The 18385-nt window shown below is 74.5% G+C and carries 15 protein-coding genes; 3 read left to right on the top strand and 12 right to left on the bottom strand.

The window, feature by feature from the left end:
- Positions 1-42: 42 nt before the first annotated feature.
- The 6 genes from pucL to ACI79A_RS06615 form a co-directional block, all read right to left on the bottom strand.
- Complete coding sequence (gene pucL / locus ACI79A_RS06640; RefSeq protein WP_457081228.1) at positions 43-939, bottom strand: factor-independent urate hydroxylase; 897 nt, start codon at positions 937-939, stop codon at positions 43-45.
- Complete coding sequence (gene uraH, locus ACI79A_RS06635) at positions 939-1253, bottom strand: hydroxyisourate hydrolase (protein WP_457081226.1); 315 nt, start codon at positions 1251-1253, stop codon at positions 939-941. Before uraH ends, pucL begins: the two co-directional genes overlap by 1 nt.
- Positions 1250-1747: a 2-oxo-4-hydroxy-4-carboxy-5-ureidoimidazoline decarboxylase gene (gene uraD / locus ACI79A_RS06630; protein ID WP_457081224.1), complete on the bottom strand. Its 498-nt coding sequence runs from the start codon at positions 1745-1747 to the stop codon at positions 1250-1252. Before uraD ends, uraH begins: the two co-directional genes overlap by 4 nt.
- 45 nt (positions 1748-1792) lie before the next feature.
- A complete protein-coding gene (locus ACI79A_RS06625) occupies positions 1793-3328 on the bottom strand; it encodes an AtzH-like domain-containing protein (protein ID WP_457081222.1) in 1536 nt (511 codons plus the stop codon).
- Complete coding sequence (locus ACI79A_RS06620; RefSeq protein ID WP_457081220.1) at positions 3325-4395, bottom strand: acetamidase/formamidase family protein; 1071 nt, start codon at positions 4393-4395, stop codon at positions 3325-3327. Before ACI79A_RS06620 ends, ACI79A_RS06625 begins: the two co-directional genes overlap by 4 nt.
- 547 nt (positions 4396-4942) lie before the next feature.
- Complete coding sequence (locus ACI79A_RS06615) at positions 4943-5557, bottom strand: nitroreductase family protein (RefSeq protein WP_457081218.1); 615 nt, start codon at positions 5555-5557, stop codon at positions 4943-4945.
- 218 nt (positions 5558-5775) lie between these two features.
- On the opposite strand from ACI79A_RS06615, the gene ACI79A_RS06610 reads away from it, so the two are divergent.
- From ACI79A_RS06610 to ACI79A_RS06600, 3 genes are all read left to right on the top strand, one after another.
- Positions 5776-7335 carry a phospholipase D-like domain-containing protein gene (locus ACI79A_RS06610; protein WP_457081216.1) on the top strand — a complete coding sequence of 520 codons (1560 nt, stop codon included), beginning with the start codon at positions 5776-5778 and terminating at the stop codon, positions 7333-7335.
- A gap of 147 nt (positions 7336-7482) precedes the next feature.
- A complete protein-coding gene (ggt, locus tag ACI79A_RS06605) occupies positions 7483-9330 on the top strand; it encodes a gamma-glutamyltransferase (protein ID WP_457081214.1) in 1848 nt (615 codons plus the stop codon).
- Positions 9331-9560: 230 nt separating this feature from the next.
- Entirely contained in the window at positions 9561-11147 is a 1587-nt protein-coding gene (locus ACI79A_RS06600; RefSeq protein ID WP_457081211.1) for a sodium:solute symporter family transporter, read from the top strand.
- A 157-nt stretch (positions 11148-11304) separates the two neighbouring features.
- Here the strand turns inward: ACI79A_RS06600 and ACI79A_RS06595 are convergent, their stop codons facing one another.
- From ACI79A_RS06595 to ACI79A_RS06570, 6 genes are all read right to left on the bottom strand, one after another.
- Entirely contained in the window at positions 11305-12021 is a 717-nt protein-coding gene (locus ACI79A_RS06595; protein ID WP_457081209.1) for a spermine/spermidine synthase domain-containing protein, read from the bottom strand.
- A gap of 230 nt (positions 12022-12251) precedes the next feature.
- The gene (locus tag ACI79A_RS06590) at positions 12252-13097 is read right to left on the bottom strand and encodes a CmcJ/NvfI family oxidoreductase (RefSeq protein WP_457081207.1); all 846 of its coding nucleotides are present in this window, start codon (positions 13095-13097) and stop codon (positions 12252-12254) included.
- 262 nt (positions 13098-13359) lie between these two features.
- Entirely contained in the window at positions 13360-14385 is a 1026-nt protein-coding gene (locus tag ACI79A_RS06585) for a 2Fe-2S iron-sulfur cluster-binding protein (RefSeq protein ID WP_457081205.1), read from the bottom strand.
- Positions 14370-15554 carry a sugar ABC transporter substrate-binding protein gene (locus tag ACI79A_RS06580; RefSeq protein ID WP_457081203.1) on the bottom strand — a complete coding sequence of 395 codons (1185 nt, stop codon included), beginning with the start codon at positions 15552-15554 and terminating at the stop codon, positions 14370-14372. Before ACI79A_RS06580 ends, ACI79A_RS06585 begins: the two co-directional genes overlap by 16 nt.
- Before the next feature lie 45 nt (positions 15555-15599).
- Positions 15600-16676: an ABC transporter permease gene (locus ACI79A_RS06575; RefSeq protein WP_457081200.1), complete on the bottom strand. Its 1077-nt coding sequence runs from the start codon at positions 16674-16676 to the stop codon at positions 15600-15602.
- A complete protein-coding gene (locus ACI79A_RS06570; RefSeq protein ID WP_457081198.1) occupies positions 16673-18295 on the bottom strand; it encodes a sugar ABC transporter ATP-binding protein in 1623 nt (540 codons plus the stop codon). The genes ACI79A_RS06575 and ACI79A_RS06570 overlap by 4 nt, the downstream gene beginning before the upstream one ends.
- Positions 18296-18385: the final 90 nt, after the last annotated feature.

Genomic DNA, 18385 nt, shown 5'->3' with positions numbered 1-18385 from the left:
CGCAGGTGGGGCGCTCGCATCGCGTTGCCTGAGCCGTTCCGCTCACGCGAATGCCGGGACGCCGGCCCAGGCGCGGGGTTCGGCGGGCGCGCCCGCCCGCTGGACGGTGGCCTGGATCAGCCCGTAGGGCCGGTCGGCGGCGAGGAAGACCTCACCGCCGTTGGTCATCCCGAACGGCGTCAGGTCGACCTCGAAGTGGTGCTTGTTCGGGCAGCTGATCCGCAGCTCCGCGACCTCGGGGACGGCGTCCAGCGCCGCGGCGCCCATGGCGTGGATGGTCTGCTGCAGCGCCAGGCTGTGGGTGCCGGCGAAGGCGTCGACCATCGCGGTGCGGATCGCGGCGGAGGCGGCGTTCCAGTCGAGGGCGGTGCTGGTGTACCGCCACCAGGCGGTGACGCTGGTGGCCAGGATCCGGTCGTCGGTCTCGGCGAGGGTGGTGAACCGGTCGCGCGGGAAGCCGGAGAACTCGCTGCCGGTGCTCTTCAGCACGACCAGGCCGGTCAGCCCACCGAGCACGAAGGTCTCGTCGCCGTCGGTCTGCACCACCGCGGTGCGCGTCTCCCGGCCGGTCCGGGCGAAGGAGTGCCCCGCGCCGCCCGTACCGCCGCCGATGCGCTCCCAGGCGTACTGCTCGGCGGACATCTGCGTGCCGGTCACCCAGGGCTGGCCGCGCCAGTGGCCGGCGAGGAGCAGCAGGAACGCCTCGAGGGAGCCGACGCCGTGCTCCTTGGCCAGCGCGTAGACGGTGTTCTTCTGCGTGTCGGTGGCGTGGACGTGCCCGTTGTCGCCGTCGGTGTAGGCCGGGGCGAAGTCGCCGCGCAGCTGGGTGCTGACGTTCAGGTCGGCGATCGCGTGCACGGGGGTGTCCCGGTCGATCCGGACCAGCCGGCACTCGGCCTTGCCGTACTGGTTGGGGCCCAGCACGTAGGAGTTGCTCATCAGGACCCCCGGTAGGTGGTGTAGGCGAACGGGCTCAGCAGCACGGCGACGTGGTGGTGCTCGCCCGGGGTGACGGTGAAGGCGACGGTCACCTCGGGGTGGAAGGTCTCGCGCTGCTGCGCGGAGAACCACGCGCCGGTCGCGAACCGGACGGTGTGCACGCCGGCCGGCAGGTCGGCATCCGGCCGGTGGCGCCCGTCGGCGTCGGTCCGGCCGGTGCGGGTGCTGCCGTCGGGCAGCGTCAGGACGAGGTCGACACCGGCCGCGGGCCGGCCGAGGACGGCGTCGAGGACGTGCGTGCTGAAGGTGCTCACGGGGTGAGGAGTCCTTCCAGGCGGAGCAGCGCGATCTCGGCCAGCTGGGCGCGCGTCACCGCGAGCTCGGTCGCGGGGTCGTTGCCGAGGCGCTGCTCGAGGAGGTCCAGCAGCTCCGGGCCGGTGCGTCCCGCGGCGCGGACCAGGTAGATCCGGCCGAACCGTTCCTCGTAGCGCCGGTTGCCCTCGGCGAGGCGCCGCTGCAGGTCGGCGTCGGCCGGGTCGACCCCGGCCTGCTCGCGGTCCGACCGGGCGTCGGCCGGACCGGTGCCGGTGGACCGCTCGCCGATGCGCGGGTGGTCGGCCAGGGCGGCCGTCACCTCGTCGTCGGTCCAGGTGGCCGCGTGTGCGCGGGCTGCGGTGAGCAGTGCGCCGACGTCGGCGTACGGCCGTCCCGCCACGAGGGTGGAGACGAACGAGGGGACGTCGGCGCACTGCCGGACCAGCGCCGCCGCGTCGGCGGCCGGCAGGTCGTCGAACTCGGCGAGGTGCACCCGGCGAACGTAGGAAACCGCGGTTTCACCCGCGTTGCGTCCGTTTCAGCGTTGTGTGTCCTGGGTGGCTCGAGCGTGATGGACAGCCCAGGCGAGCAGGTCCCGGTCCCGCCCGGCCGCGGCCACCAGGCAGACCCCGGCGGGGAGCCCCTCGCTGGTGCGGGTGGGGATGCTGACCGCCGGCAGCCCGGCGATGCCGGCCAGGCAGGTCAGCCGCATGGTGGCGTTGCGGTTCTCCGGCGTCGTGCCGGTGGAGGTCGGCGGCGCGACCGACGGCGCGCTGGGCAGCACCAGCACCCGGTCACCGACCAGCTCGCGCACCTGCGCGCGGGCCGCGTCCAGCACCGCGCGGGCCCGGGCAGCGGTGCCGGCGTCGACGGTCGCGGCGTGCGCGAACCGGGACCGCACGTCGGCGCCGAGGACCTCCAGCCGGCCGTCGAGCCAGCGGCCGTGGGCCGCCCAGGCCTGGTACGCCTGCCAGGTCTGGAAGGCCACGCGCCACTCGTCCAGGTCCTCGATCCGCGCGTCGACCTCCGTGGCGCCGGTAGCCGCCAGCCAGGCGTGCACCGCCTCGGTGACGTCCGGCTCGGCGAGGTCGAGCAGCCCGGGCACGAAGACCAGGTCGTCGCTGCCGCCCGGCGACCCGGACGGCAACAGCACGTCGCCCGCCGCCTGCAGCAGGGCTGCGGACCGGGTCAGCCAGCCCACCGCGTCGAAGTCCGGGGCGAGCGGCAGCAGGCCGGTGCGGTCGACGGCGCCGGAGGTCGTGCGGATGCCGTACAGCCCCTGGTAAGCGGCGGGTACGCGGATCGACCCGCCGGTGTCGGTGCCCAGGCCGATCGTGGCGTGACCCAGACCGACGGCGGTCGCGCTGCCGCTGGTGGAGCCACCCGGCAGGCGGTGCGGCGCGGCCGGGTTCGGCGGGGTGCCGGAGTGCGCGTTGGCGCCGGCCAGCGAGTAGGCGAACTCGTCGGTGCGCGCGATGCCCCGGACCGCCGCGCCGGCGTCGAGCAGCCGGGCGACGGCGGTCGCGTGCGCCGGCTCCGGCGGAGCTTCCGCCAGCCAGGCCGGATTGCCGGCGCCGACGGGATGGCCGGCGACCGCGTAGAGGTCCTTGACCGCGACGGTCTGCCCGGTCAGCGGGCCCTCGCCCGCCGGCGGGACGAGCGGATCACCGACGACCCGCCAGATCCGGGTGTCCAGCGCCGGTGGCGGCACGGACACGTGGGCGGCGGTGACCTGCCAGCCGCCGTGCCCGGCTCCGCCGGTGGACCGCGCCCAGAGCTGGGTCTGCAGCCCCCGCCCGCCCCGGGCCAGCTCGGTGACCGCGACGACGACGGCGTGGTCGTCGTCGATCACCTGGACGTGCAGCTCCGCCAGGGTGCGCTGCGGCGCCCCGCCACGGGCCGCGCGGAAGGCGGCGATCCGGTCGTGCCCGACGAGGACGCCGGCGGAGTCCGCGCGCAGCGTGGCCGGCCCCGGGGCGAACAGCCGGTCCAGCGTGGCGACGTCGTCGGCCATGAGCGCCGCCTCGTAGGCGCGGACCGCGTCCAGCAGGCCCGGCGGAGCGGGGGCGGTCACGCGAAGTCCGCCTTCCGGATGGTGGCGTGCACGCCCTTCACCACGTCGACCACCTGGCTGATCCGGAAGTCCGTGGCGGCGGACAGGTAGGCGTAGGCCAGCCGAGGGTCCATCCCGAACCGGGCCTGCAGCAGCGCGATCGCCGCCCGCACGCAGTCCTGCACGGCACGGTCGAGGTCCTCGTCCAGGCCGGTGGGCACCAGGAACTCGGCGGTCTCCGCGAGCGGGCCGGCCAGCTCGCCGAACCGGGCCAGCGCGTCCTCCCGCGCGACGACGTCGAACCGGAGGGTCGCGCGCAGGCTGGCCTCCATGGCGGTCAGGCTGACCTCGCCGTCGCCCTGGGCGAAGTGCGGGTCACCGACGCAGGCGAGCGCACCGTCGACCTGGATCGGGAGGTACAGCGTGCTGCCGGCCGTCAGCAGGGCGATGTCGAGATTGCCGCCGTGCCGGCCCGGCGGCACCGAGTGCGGTCGCTCGCTACCCGGGACGGCGACGCCCATGATCCCCAGGAACGGGCGCAGCGGGAACCGGACCGTCCGCTCGCTGCCCTCGGTCAGCGGCAGCAGGCCGTGCGTGCCCTCGTCGTCGACGGTGGCGAACGCGCAGTACAGCGCTTCCGCGTCGCGGGGGTACTCCCCGGCGAGGGCGCCACGGCCGTGCCGGTTGGAGATGACGCCGTACGGCACCCGCGGGGTGGCGTCGAGGACGGTGACCGCCAGCAGGTCACCGACCCGGGCGCCGTCGACCTCGATCGGCCGGCTGACCACGTGCGGCCCATCGACCCCGAACCGGTGCGGCGCCTCGCTGCGCGCCAGCGCGATCGCGTCGTCGAGCACGTCGTCGGCGCCGTGCCGGCCGAAGAAGGCCGCCGGGTCGCGCCCCTGGTCCTCCAGGATGCCCTCGTGGCTCACCGTGTCCACGGTGACCTCGGTGCCCGGGTCGACGGTCAGCACCGGCGCGTCCTGCTCGCACGGCAACCGGCCCCACAGCACGTGCTCCGGTACCGAGGAGAGGTAGGTGGCCGCGCGGATCGGGCCGCGCCCGGGCTGGAGGACGGGGTGGGTCACCGGCCGCAAGCTACGAGACCGACGTTTCCGGCGTGTTCCCGTGCGATGGCCGGGTGCGGGGGCCGTCGACAACCGGTCCGGAACGGCGGACCACAGCGCCCACCTGCACCGGTACGTCCGAGGCGAATGCGGCGCGATCAGAGAGGCCGCGACCCGCCCACCGGTGCGGCGTGGCTCCTAGGGTCGGATGGCACTGCCCGCCTGCGGACGGCCGGAGGAGCCGCATGCCGCGTCGACAGTCCACCTCCTGGCCCGCACCAGCCTCACGCCGGCCCGGCCCGGCCACCCCGTACCCAGGGCGGGCAGATGACCGTGCTCCTGCCCGTGCTGGGCCTGGCCGTCGTCGACAGCCTCAACCCGTCGGCGATCCTGGTGGCCTCAGCCGCACCCGGCCCGATGAGCCGTCACCCGCCTGCGCATGTCGAGCACGCGCCGGTGACGCCGGGGGCGGGAGGCAGCGGACCAGGAGGAGGACCTCCGCGTCCGGGTGAGATCGGCGACCGGGGGCACCATGCCGGAGCGGCCGCCGTGCCTGGAGCTGCTGGCCTCAGGCCAGGTCGTCGGCCAGGTCGTCGGCCAGCTCCGCGGGGAGCGGCAGCAGCAGGGACTCGACCGGCAGCCGCTCCCGCGGAGCGCGCTCCCGGGCCGCCAGCGCCTCGGGCAGCTCGGCCGCGTCGTCCCGGCGGCCGACGGTGAGGACGACGAGCGGCTCGACGGTGCCCGGCAGCTGGAGCAGCGCGGCGACCCGGTCGCGGTCGAAGCCGCCGAGCTGGTGGACCACGAGGCCCTCGTGCTGGGCCTGCACGTTCAGGTGCGCGACCGCCTGGCCGGTGTCGTAGGCCGCCCACGGGCGGGGACGGCCGTCCGCCCCGGCGGTCTCCGCCGCCACGACGACGAGCACGGACGCCGCGTGCGCCCACAACTGGTTGCCCGGGGCCAGGGCGTCGCGCACGGAGGCGAAGCCGGCGGTGCCCCGGCGGGTCACCGCGAACCGCCACGGCTGGGTGTTGCTCGCGCTCGGTGCCCAGCGGGCGGCCTCCAGCAGCGCGGCCAGCTGGTCGTCGCCGAGCTCGTGGCCGGCGTCCAGCCCGCGGGGGCTCCACCGCTCCGCGAGGAGAGGGTGCAGGGGAACGGCGGTCACTGCGCTCTTGCTGACGCTCATGCCACGGGCAGCGTCGGTCGCCGGCGCGGCCATTCCGTCACCTCGATCACGCCCGGCCGCTGCGGGCTGCCGGGAGGGCGACGGTGTCCGACGGCTCCGGCCCGGGAGTCTCACTGGCCCGGAGTCGGTCCCGCCCGAGCCGGCCGCCGAAGGGCGCGTCCGACGCGCCGATCCGGTCCCGTGATCGGGACGGCCCCGGAGGCGGGCACACTGCGGGGGTGACGGACCCCGGCCAGACCACGACCGAGCCCGGCACCGGTCCCGGGCAGTCCGCGTTGCGCGGCGACGGTGCGACGGAGCAGAGCGCCGCGATGCTGATCCCCGGCGAGACCTGCTGGCGGATCGACCGGGCCACCCGGTTCGCGGTCTTCGTCGACGCGGCCGGCTACTTCGCCACCCTGAAGAAGGCGGTGCTGCGGGCCGAGCGGCGGGTGCTGTTCATCGGCTGGGACTTCGACCCGCGCATCCGGCTCGACCCGGTCGACGGCGGCCGGCCCGAGGAGGACCGGCTCGGGGACGTCCTCGAGGGGGCGGTGCGCGCGAACCCCGACCTGGAGATCAAGGTCCTGCAGTGGGACCTGGGCATGCTGCGCGCGCTCGGTCGCGGGCTGCAGCCGATCGTCCTCCTCGACCGGCGCGCGCCCGACCGGCTCACCCTCGCCGTCGACACCCACCACCCGGTCGGGGGCGCGCACCACCAGAAGATCGTGGTGATCGACGACTGCCTGGCCTTCGCCGGCGGCATCGACGTCACCGCCGACCGCTGGGACACCTCCGACCACGCGGACGTCAACCCGCACCGGCGTCGGCCGGCCCCCGGTCGCGGCGACGGCCGGCCGACCGGGCCGTGGCACGACGCGACCAGCATGCTGACCGGGCCCGCCGCGCGGGCGGTCGCCGAGCTCGCCCGCGAGCGGTGGCGGAGCGGTACCGGGGAGCAGCTCGAGCCGCTGGCCGAGGAGCGGGACTGCTGGCCCGCCGAGATCGAGCCGCTGTTCACCGACGTCGACGTCGCGGTCTCCCGCACCCGGCCGGAGCACGGCGGCACGGAGCTGGTGCACGAGATCGAGCTGCTGTGGCTGGCGACGATCGCCGCGGCACGCCGGACGGTCTACGTGGAGAGCCAGTACTTCGCCAACCTGCGGATCGCCGAGGCGATCGCGGCGCGGCTGCGGGAGCCCGACGGCCCGGAGTTCGTGGTGGTCAACCCCCGGGTGGCCGATGGCTGGCTCTCGGAGAAGGCGATGGGCACCGCGCGGGCCCGGACCCTGCAGCTGCTGGACGACGCCGACGTGCACGACCGGTTCCGGCTCTACACGCCGGTCACCGAGCAGCGCGAGGACATCTACGTGCACGCCAAGGTGACCGTCGTCGACGACCGGTTGCTGCGCCTGGGGTCCAGCAACCTGAACAACCGGTCGATGGGGCTGGACACCGAGTGCGACCTGGCGATCGAGGCGGTGGCGGGCGAGCCGGGGGCCGAGGAGGTGGCCGCCACCATCACCGGTTTCCGGGACCGGCTGCTCGCCGAGCACCTGGGGTGCCACCCGGACGAGGTGGCGGCCGCGATCGCCGACACCGGTTCGCTGGTGCGCGGCGTCGAGCGGCTGCGCCGGCCGACCGGCCGCTCGCTGGTGCCCTTCGAGCCGCCCGAGCTCGGTCCGGTCGACCGGTCGCTCGCCGAGACCGAGGTGCTGGACCCGGAGAAGACACCGAACCGGTGGCGCCGGGTCGAGCGCTTCTTCGCCCGCCGCCGGACGCCGCACGTACGGGCCTGACCGGTCCGGCCGGAGACGGTCGAAGCGGTCGCGGGGTCGGTTCGTGGCGGGTCGCCGCGGACACGCCGGGGCGTGCCCCTCTGTGGTTGCCCGGGTCGGGCCGCGGGTGTCCAGTGGGGGCGCCCGCTGGCGACCCGAGGAGCTCCCATGCCACGACGACGGTCCACCCTCCTGGCCCTCACCGGGCTCACCGCCGGGCTGGTCCTCGGCGGCCCCCTCGCCCCGGCGGCGGCCGCCCCCGTCCCGGACCGGCAGCCGCTGGCGGTCGGCACCGGCGGCGCCGTCGCCACGGTCGACCCGGACGCGACCCGCGTCGGCCTGGAGGTGCTGGCCGACGGCGGCAATGCCGCCGACGCCGCGGTCGCCGCGGCAGCCGCACTCGGGGTGACCGAGCCGTACTCGGCCGGGGTCGGCGGCGGTGGGTTCTTCGTCTACTACGACGCCGCCAGTCGCACGGTGTCGACCATCGACGGCCGGGAGACCGCGCCGCTCGCGATGGGGGCCGGCGCCTTCCTCGACGAGGAGGGGGCGCCGCTGCCCTTCGCGGAGGCGGTGCAGAGCGGACTGTCGGTCGGAACCCCCGGTACGCCGCTGACCTGGGCCCGCGCGCTGGAGCAGTTCGGCACGCTCTCGCTGGGCGAGGCGCTGGCGGGTGGCACCAGGCTGGCCCGGGAGGGCTTCGTCGTCGACGAGACCTTCCGGGAGCAGACCGCGGAGAACCAGGAGAAGTTCGCGCGCTTCGCCGCCTCCGCCGACCTCTTCCTGCCTGGCGGCGCGCCCCCGGAGGTCGGTTCGGTGTTCCGCAACCCCGGCCTGGCGGGCACCTACGAACTGCTGGCCACCGAGGGCGTGGCCGCGTTCTACGCCGGTGAGCTGGCGGGTGAGGTCGTGCGCACCGCGCAGGACCCGCCGGAGGCCGACGGCGCCGCCGAGGTGCGGGCCGGGCTGCTCGCCGAGGAGGACCTGGCGCGGTACGACGCCCCACGGCGCGAGCCGACCCGGGTCGACTACCGCGGCCTGGAGGTGTACGGCATGGCGCCGCCCTCCAGCGGCGGGTCGACGGTGGGGGAGGCGCTGAACGTCCTGGACCTGTTCCGGCTCAGCTCCCTGCCCGACGCCCCGGTGCTGCACACCTACCTGGAGGCCAGCGCGCTGGCGTTCGCCGACCGGAACACCTACGTCGGCGACCCGGCCTACAGCCAGGTGCCGCTGGCCGAGCTGCTGGACCCGGGGTTCGCTGCCGAGCGGGCCTGCGCCATCGACCCCGCGCGGGCGTCGACCAAGCCCGTCCCGGCCGGTGACCCCGACGGGGAGTACGGACCGTGCCCCGCCGAGGACGCCGCCGCCGGTGCCGGCGGTGCGGAGGGGCCGAGCACCACGCACCTGACCGTCGGTGACGCGGCCGGCAACATCGCCAGCTACACGCTGACCATCGAGCAGACCGGCGGCAGCGGGATCACCGTGCCCGGCCGCGGCTTCCTGCTGAACAACGAGCTCACCGACTTCACCTTCGCCGCCGCCGACCCGACCGTGCCCGAGCCGAACCTGCCGGCGCCCGGCAAGCGCCCGCGCAGCAGCATGGCGCCGACGATCGTGCTGCACGACGGGGAGCCCGTGCTGGCGCTGGGCTCGCCGGGTGGCAGCACGATCATCACCACGGTGCTGCAGACGCTGGTCAACCGGATCGACCGGAACATGGACCTCGCCGAGGCGATCGCCGCCCCCCGCGCCACCCAGCGCAACACGGAGTCGGTCGTGGCCGAGCCGGCGTTCCTCGCGGCCCACGGGGAGCAGCTGGCGGCGCTCGGGCACACGTTCACCGAGACCCCGGAGATCGGCGCGGCGACCGGGATCGAGTTCCTGCCCGGTGGGCTGCTGCTCGCGGCCGCGGAGTCCGAACGGCGGGGCGGCGGGAGCGCCGGCGTGGTGCACGACGTGCCGGGTGACCGCGCGGCAGGTGGCTCGCTGGCCCCGCAGCTGGGCGCGGGGCGCTAGACCCCGGCGCCAGTCCGTCCCGCACGCGCGGCCCAGGGCGGCCGGTCCGGGCCCGTGGACGGCGTCCGCGGGCCGGCTGCCCGGCGCCGCGACGACGCTGTCCGTCGGGGCCGGCCACTCACCAGCCGAGCTGGTTCCGGTGCGCAGCGAAGCCGGGCGTTCCGAGTCGCGCGGGGGCGACGGCTGCGCCACCGTGAGGACGCGCAACGGAGCGTGAGGGGGGAACTGTCGTGCCTGAGTTCGAGCTGGCGACCGTCGACCTCGTGGTGATCGGCGCCTACGTGGTCATGATCCTCGCGATCGGGTTCTGGGTGGCCCGGCGGACCGGGGACTCGGACGACTTCTTCCTCGCCGGACGCGGCATGGTGTGGCCGCTGGTCGGCTTCTCGCTGATCGTCACCAACTTCTCCGGCACCCAGTTCCTCGGGCTGGCCGGCGCCGGTTACGACAGCGGCATCGCGGTGTGGAACTTCGAGTGGATGGCCACGCTGGTGCTGCTGGTGTTCGCCGTGCTCATCCTGCCGATCTACCTGCAGTCCAAGATCAGCACCGTTCCCGAGTTCCTGGAGAAGCGGTACGACCGGCGCTCGCGGTACGCCTTCTCGGGCTTCACGGTGCTCACCGGGATGCTCATCGACTCCGCCGGCGGCATGTTCGCCGGCGCACTGGTGCTCAACCTGCTGTTCCCCGACGTGCCGCTGATGGTCCACGTCATCGCGATCGCCCTGCTCGGTGGCGTGTACGTCATCCTCGGTGGGCTCCGAGCGGTGATGATCACCGACACCATCCAGGGCGTGCTGCTCTTCGTGGCGGCCGGCGTCATCTTCGTGCTGGTCTTCGGGGAGTTCGACTACCGGTGGTCGGCGATCCCCGAGCTCGCGCCGGAGGACGGCTTCACCATCGCCCCGCCGCCCGACGACGACTTCCTGCCCTGGCCGGGCATCTTCACCGGAGCGATCTGGCTGGGCTTCTACGTCTGGGTCGCCAACCACGTCGTCGTCCAGCGGGTGCTCGCGGCGAAGAACCTCGACCACGGTCGCTGGGGTGCCCTGTTCGCCGGGTTCATGCAGCTGCCGCTGCTGGTGCTGCTGATCTTCCCCGGGATCCTCGCCCGGGACGTCTTCCCGGACCTGGAGAACCCCGACCTCGCCTGGCCGTCGCTGATCTTCGAGTACATCCCCATCGGCCTGCGTGGCCTCGTCGTCGCCGCGTTGCTCGCCGCCCTGATGTCCACGCTGGACTCGGTGCTCAACGGTGCCGCCAGCCTGGTCATCAACGACTTCGTCAAGACCCGCGACAAGGAGTACAGCGAGAAGCAACTGCTCCGGATGAGCCGCATCCTGGTCGGGATCCTGATGGTGGTCGCCGTGGCGTGGGCGCCGGTGATCCTGTCGTTCGACACGCTCGTCCAGTACTTCCAGTCGTTCCTCGGCTACGTGACCATGCCGCTGGTCGCGGTGCTGCTCGGCGGGATCTTCTGGAAGCGTGCCACCCCGCGGGCGGCCTTCTGGACCTTCGTGGTCGTCATCCCGCTCGGGCTGGTCGGCTTCGTGACCGGGGAGATCTTCGACCTGCACGGCGTCCAGTTCCTCTACGCCACCGGGATCATGTTCCTGCTCAGCGTGGTCAGCCTGGTCGGCATCTCGCTGGTCACCGAGCCGCGGCCCGCCGAGGAGATCGCCGGGGTGGTCTTCGACCGGAGCACTTGGCGGGAGGAGTCCGCGGAGCTCCGGGACAAGCCGTGGTACCGCAACTACCGGTACCTCGCGCTGGGCCTGGGGGTGTTCACCGTGGCCGTGGTGGTGCCGTTCATCTGAGGGTCCCGTCCCCGTCCTCACCCGGGGACGGGCACCAGCGAGGCGGCCCGGGCCGGACGACGCCGCTCGCCGTGGCGGTGCCGGTCGGGTGGCCTCCGGGGCGGTGGCCTCCGGGGCGAGGAGGCGGCCCGGGTGAGCCCGGTGCCGCCGCCGTGGTTCAGTCCCGGGCGGTGGCCAGGTAGACCGTGTTGGTGGCCACCCGCTCCTGGAGCGGGTTGGGGAAGTCGATCACCTGCGCCTCGACGTCGGCGAAGACGGCGGACAGCGCCGCCAGGTACTCCTCGTCGGGTGGGTCGTTCGACCACAGCGAGAAGACCCCATTGGGCCGCAGGAGCGCGGACAGGCGCGCCATGCCGGCGGGGCGGTAGAACGGCGCGTTGTCCTCGTCGAGCAGGTGCCGGGGGGAGTGGTCGATGTCCACGACGACGGCGTCGAAGGTCCGCCCGGGGGTGGCCGGGTCCAGGCCGTCGCCGGCGACCATCGCGAAGAAGTCGCCCTGCACCAACCGGCACCGGGGGTCCTCGGCGACGAGGTGCCCCACCGGCAGCAGCCCCTGCCGGTGCCAGTCGATGACCGGCTCCAGCAGATCGACCACCACGAGGTCCTGGACGCGCGGATCGGCCAGCACCGTCTCCGCGGTGTAGCCGAGCCCGAGCCCGCCGACCGCCACGTCGAGCCGGTCGCCGTCCAGCCGCGCCAGGGCCAGCCGGGCGACCTCCACCTCGGCGACCGTGAACAGCGACGACATCAGGAACTCGTCGCCCAGCTTGATCTCGAACACGTCGGAACCGGTCACCGGATCCCGTCGCCGGCGGAGGCTGAGCTCACCGATCGGCGTGGAGCTCCAGGCCAGCTCCTCCAGGCGCTTGCTCATCCGATCCACGACTCCTGCCCGCTCGTCCCTCGGCCCGCAGGGCCCCTGCCGTCCCCGTGGCCTGTCCTGGTGGCCGGCCGGGGGCGCTCGTCCGAAGATCCCAGTGTCGCGCCCCGACCCGCCGACGAGCTGGCCGGGGCGGGAAGCACGTCGCCGGAGGTGCGCGGCCCCGCGACCGAGCTAGCGGACGCCGGGCCGGGCTCGGGCTCGGGCTCGGGCTCGGGGAAGCCTCAGGTGAAGTAGGCGAAGGTGCGGAGCTCGATGCTGTGCCGGGGCGCCCCGCCCTGCCCGGCGGGATCCGGGAACGCGGAGTGCGGTGCCGCCCACGCGGCGCCGCGGTCGGTGTCGCCCAGCTTGATCAGCAGCACCTCGTCCCGGGTCATCCCGGGGAAGTACCACCACTCCTGCGCGGGGTCGTGGCAGGTCTTCCAGCTGCTGCCCACCGGCTTCAGGTCGTCGACCGGACCGAACGGGTCATCGGGCAGCTCGTCGACGAAGTACGTGCTGACCGGCGCGCCGTCGTCCGCGGAGATCGTGCGGACGTCGCAGAGCGCGAGCGGCCAGTCCTGGGGTGGCGGGCTGAACACCCGCCAGGTGCTGGTGACGACCGCCCGCCGGTAACCGGGGCCGTCCGGGAAGTGACGTGCGTAGGCCCGCCCCACCATGCCCGGCACGTGGTCGGGCGCGTAGTCGACGTGCACCCCGCCGGCCGGCGGCTGCGCGCCGTGCTCGGCCGGGGAGACCGAGCGGCGCAGCTCCCAGCCCCGCGAGAGGACCTGGTCGGCGCCCAGCTGCTCCTGCACGAACCGGCAGACCTCGGGGACGTAGACGGATCCCAGCTGGGCCGGGTCGGCGAAGTCGGTGACCGCGCTGCGGTGGTCGACGATCGTGAACCCGTGCACGTCGAGGGCGAAGGATCGCTGGACCGGGCGGCCGTTCCGGATGGTCACGGGGTGCTGCTCGCTGCGGACGGTGGACGTCCGGGCCCCGGGGGCGATGAACTGCCGCAGCAGGGTGGACCGCGGGTCCAGGAAGCTCAGCTTCGTCCGGACGGCGGGCCGCTCGCTCTCGCTCATCGGGAGCGATCCTCTCGTGGCCGTCGCCGTGCCACGACGGCGGCACGGCGACGGGGACCGGCCGGCTCAGCCGCCGCCGGGTGTGGCACCGTCGGCGGGGCCGGGAGGAAGCCGACGCCGGTGGCGAGCTGGCAGACCGGGCAGAGGGAGCGCCCGTCGTGGGCGCACGCCTCCGTCTCCAGTCGCCGCTGCAGCGACGCCACCAGGTGCCGCGCCCACCGGTCGCGCCACCAGGCCGACCGCACCCGGTCGGGGCGCCTGCTCACGAGCCGACGTCCACGGTCACCGAGGCGCTCAGCGGGCGGGTCCGGCAGGTGAGCACGTGCCCCGCGGCCACCTCGGCCGCGCTGAGCTGGTGGTTGGTCACCATCTCCACCTCGCCGTCCACCACCCGGGCCCGGCAGATCCCGCACATGCCGCCCAGGCAGGAGAACGGCACGTCGGCGCCGAGGCCGCGCGCCGCGTCCAGCAGCCAGGTCGACCGGGGGACGGTCGTGCTGACCGCCGCACCGCCGGACAGCACCCGCACCGTGCTCGTCCCCGTCACCGGAGCCACCACGGTCGGCGCGACGTCGAACAGCTCGGTGTGCACCCGGCGGTGCGGCACCCCGAGCGAGGCCAGCACCGGCCGGAGTGCACCGATCAGCCCCTCCGGCCCGCACAGCCACACGCCGGTCAGCCGCGACAGCGGTCCGTCCGCCGCGAGCAGCCGGCGCCAGTCGTCGGCCGACGGGCGGCCGCCGCCCGGCGTCCGGGTCCACATGTGGGTCAGGGAGAGCCGTCCGGGGTGCTCCGCCAGGAGCTGGTCGACCTCGGCGGCGAACATCCGGCTCGCCGGTGTGCGGTCGACCTGGACCAGCCGGATCCGGGCCCGCGGGTCCCGCAGCCGGCCGGCGACGACCGACAGCACGGGGGTGATCCCCGCCCCGGCGGCCACGAAGAGGGCCTCGCCGCCCGGGGCGCCCGCACCGAAGGCACCGGCCGGTTCGCCGACCTCGACCACGTCACCGACCGCCAGCCCGCGTACGAGCCAGGAGGACACCCGCCCGCCCCCGGGGCGCTCGCGCACCCCGATCCGGAGCGGACCACCTGGCGGCGCACAGACGGAGTACGACCGGCGCAGCTCCGCACCGTCCAGCCGGGCGCGCACGGCGACCCACTGACCGGCGCGGAAGGCGAAGCGGTGCCGGACGGCGGCCGCCACCTCGAAGGTGACGGCCGCCGCATCCGGGCCCAGCCGCTCCACCCGGGCGACCGGCAGGGGGTGGAAGATCAGGAGAGACCCCACAGCTCGCGGTACACCTCGGTGTAGGTGTCCCCGCCCCACAGCGACTCGTCGTCGAAGCTGGCCTGGTCCACCTCGACCGAGTCGATGTTGGAGGAGTCGAACGCCCGGCTGGGGCCGATGGAGCTCTCCAGCGGCTCGGCGCCGGTCAGCATCCGCAGCACCTGGTCGGTGACCGCCCAGCCCGCCCAGCGGTCGCTGCCGAGGGCGTCGTAGGCCTGCTGGCCCGAGGCGACCCGCTCGAGCGACGCGATGTCGCCGATGGCGCTGACCACCTTCACGTCGCCGCCGGTGGGCGCGTTCTGCAGCCCCTGCAGGACGTAGCTGACGTTGGCGTCGAACTCCGAGACGACGTAGTCGATCTCCGGGTCCTGCAGCAGGGCGGTGCTGACCTGGGTGCCGAGCTGCGACAGCTGGGACGCCGTCGTGGTGATCACCGTCGTGGTGCAGTCGGGGCACACCTCCTCGAACCGGGGGAGGAGCCCCTCGTCGATGTAGGCCCGCTGCTGCGGGCTGTCCACCTGCGCGACGACGAGCACGTTGGCCTCGCCACCGGAGTCGACGGTCACCCAGTCGGCCATGTCGGTGATGATCTGGTCGCCACCGGTGGCGAGGTAGGCCAGCTCCGCGGTCCCGGGAGCGGCTTCCTGCCCGCTGACCAGGATCGAGATGCCGGCCTCCTGGAGCTGGGCGACGCCCTGCGCGGCGAGACCGAGCGGGATCTGCTCGAGCACGACGACGTCGACCTCCTGGGCGAGGGCCTGGTTGATGCAGGCCGCCACGCCGGCCGGGTTGAACTTGCCGTCGCAGGAGCTGGCTTCCATGCCCACCTCGCCGGTGGCCTCCTGCACCGCCGCGAAGACCGACTGGAACGCCGGGATCTGCAGTGAGATGGGGATGTAGAGCAGCTTCTTCCCCGCGACCTGGTCGACGCCCTCGAGTGCGGGCCCGGGGGCGGTGAACGGCTCCGGGACGGCGAGGTTGGCCTCCACCGTCGCGAGGGCCTCGCTGTTGACGTCCGCGGTGGGGGCGCTGGTGCCCGAGCCGTCCGCGGCCGCCGCGGTGTCCGGCTCGTCGGCCGACGAGCAGCCGGCCGTCAGCAGCAGCGTCCCGGCGCAGGTGAGGGCGGTGAGGCCTCGGACCACGGCGGTGTGGCGAGGACGTGTCGACATGGGGGTTCCCTTCGAGTGGAGGTGCGGGAGGGGTGGGGAGGAGCGTCAGAACCGGGCCCGGCGCCGACGCAGCAGCGTCGACACGGTCACCGCGACGACGAGCGAGCCGCCGAAGAAGACGTCGCTGATCCAGCCGGTGAGGCCGAGCAGCTGCAGCCCGACGATCCCGGTGGCCAGGAAGAACACCGCGATCCAGGTGCCGAGCGGGTTGAACCGGCCGGGGAAGAGGATCGCCGTGCCGAGGAAGGTGGCCGCCAGCGCGGGGAGGAGCTGGATGCCGGAGCTGGTCGGGTCGAAGCCGCCGATGTTGGCGGCCAGCAGCACCCCGGCGAGCCCGGCGATGGTGCCGGAGAAGGTGAAGGCCCCGAACCGCATCCGGTCGACCCGGATCCCGGCCAGCCGGGCGACCTCGCGGTTGGCGCCGACGAACGCCATGTGTCGGCCCAGCGGGGTGACGTGCAGGACGTAGGCGAACGCCAGCGTGAGGGCGACGCCGTACCAGAAGAACAGCGGCATCCCCAGGAACCGGTCGGTGACGATCTCGCCGAAGGACACCGGCAGCCCGGTCACCGTGCTCATCCCGGAGATCCACAGCGCGACGCCCTGCAGGGCGGTGGCCACGCCGAGCGTGGTGATGATCGGGTCCACGCCCAGGACGACGACGATGACGCCGTTCAGCGCACCGGCGAGAGCCCCCAGGAGCAGGGCGAAGGCCACCGCGGCCGGCAGGCTCCAGCCCTGCTGGGCGTACATGACGGTCACCGTCACGCCGGTCATGCCCATCACGCCGGCCACCGAGAAGTCGAACTCGCCCACGCAGAACGGGGCCAGCACGGCCATGCAGAGGAACACCAGCTGGCCGTTCGCGCCGAAGATGATGTTGAACGTGCCCTCGCGCAGGAACAGATCAGGGTTGACCAGGGCGAAGACCGCGGCCATGGCGGCCCACAGTCCGACCACCGCCCAGCGGCGGAGGAGGTCGCCGCCGGACACCCGGCGACCGGCACGTGCCCGGGGGCCGGCCGGGGCCGGGGCACCGGGGCCCGAGGCGGGGCGGGCGGCGTCCACGCCGTCGGGGCGGTCGGTGCCGGAACGGTCGGCTGCGGAGACGGACGTGCTCATGCGGACTGCCCTTCGGTGATGGTCTCGGAGGTCCTGGTGCCGGACGTCGTGGTCCCGGACGTCGTGCTCTCGGAGTGGAAGACGGCGTCGAGGACCTGGTCGGCGGTCAGCGGTGCCCGCAGCTCGCGGGTCACCGTCCCGCCGTCCAGGACGAGGACGCGGTCGCAGACGGTGGCGAGGTCCTCGTTGTCGATGGAGGAGACGAGGACGGCCGCGCCGGCGGCGGCGGCCTCGCGGATGCTGCGCAGGATGTCCCGGCGGGCGCCGACGTCGACGGCCTGGGTGGGCTCGTGCAGCACCAGCACGCTCGGCCCGGCGACCAGCCACTTGCCGAGCAGCAGCTTCTGCTGGTTGCCCCCGCTCAGCGCGGCCACGAGGAGGTCGCCCCGCGGGGGTGCGATGCCGAGGTGCTCGACCACCCAGGCGAACTCCTCGCGCTGCCAGTGGGAGGTCACCCGCCAGCGCCCGCTGCGGGCCCGCACCCGGGGCAGGGACAGGTTGTCCTGCGCGCTCATCGACACGGCGAGGCCCTGCTGTGCCCGGCCCTGCGGGACCAGGGCCACACCGGCGTCGAGCAGTACCCGGGGGTCGGCGCCGGCCAGGTCGATCTGCTCGCCCTCGACCCGGACGTTGCCCCGGCCGGCGCTGACCCCGGCCAACACGTAGGGCAGCTCGTCGTGCCCGGCTCCGGTCGTGCCGGTCACTCCGACGACCTCGCCGGCGCGGACGGTCAGGTCCAGTGCGTGCAGGGTCGGCGAGGTCACGCCGCGCAGTTGCAGCACGGCCGTGCCGGGCCGGGTGGGGACGGCGTCGTGCAGGGCCTGGGTGTCGGCATCGGCGCCGAGCATCAGCCGGGTGATCTCCCGGCGGCTGGTCCGCGCGGTCGGGATGCCGGCCGCCGCCACCCGCCCGTCCTTGAGCACCGTGACCCGGTCGGTGAGGGCGATGACCTCGTCGAGCTGGTGGCTGACCAGCAGGATCGCGCACCCGGCGGCCGCGAGCTCCCGCACCGTCGCGTAGAAGCCGGTCAGCACCTCGCGGGGCAGGGACTGGGTGGACTCGTCGAAGACCAGCACCCCGCCGTCGCCGCCGTTCTGCAGGGCGCGGGCGATGGCCACCAGGGCCCGGTCCGCGGGCGGCAGGGTGGACACCAGCGCGTGCGGGTCGATGTCGGAGCGCAACCGGGCCAGCGATGCGGCGACGGACTGCGCCTCCAGGTCGCGGCGCACCCGCCGGGAGAACCGGCCGCGGCGGTAGCGGCCCACCCGGACGTTGTCCAGCACGCTCTGGCTCTCGACCAGCCCCAGGTCCTGGTGCACGAAGGCCACGCCGAGGGCGTCGAGCTGCGCCACGCTGAGCGGGAGGGGGTGGCTCTCCCCGCCGCTGACGACGGAGCCGGCGTCGGCCCGGTGCACCCCGGACAGCACCTTGATCAGCGTCGACTTGCCCGAGCCGTTCTGGCCGACCAGCCCGTGCACCTCGCCGGGGTGCAGGGCCAGGGTGACGTCGTCGAGCACGCGGGCCGGGCCGAAGCTCTTGGACACCGAGACCATGGCCAGCGTCGGCTCGGCCGCCGGCGCGGCGGGAGCGGGGCTGCGGTGGACGGGTGCCGACGGCATCGTGTGCACCTGCGACCTCCATTCGGTAGGGGCGTGATCCCGGCGGTGTGACCCGGGCTACACCGGGGCTCAGCATGGGGACCGTGGGGT

Source organism: Modestobacter sp. SYSU DS0657 (assembly GCF_054050925.1).
The sequence above is the reverse complement of the archived record's forward strand: the minus strand, read 5'-3'. Positions and strand labels throughout refer to the sequence as shown.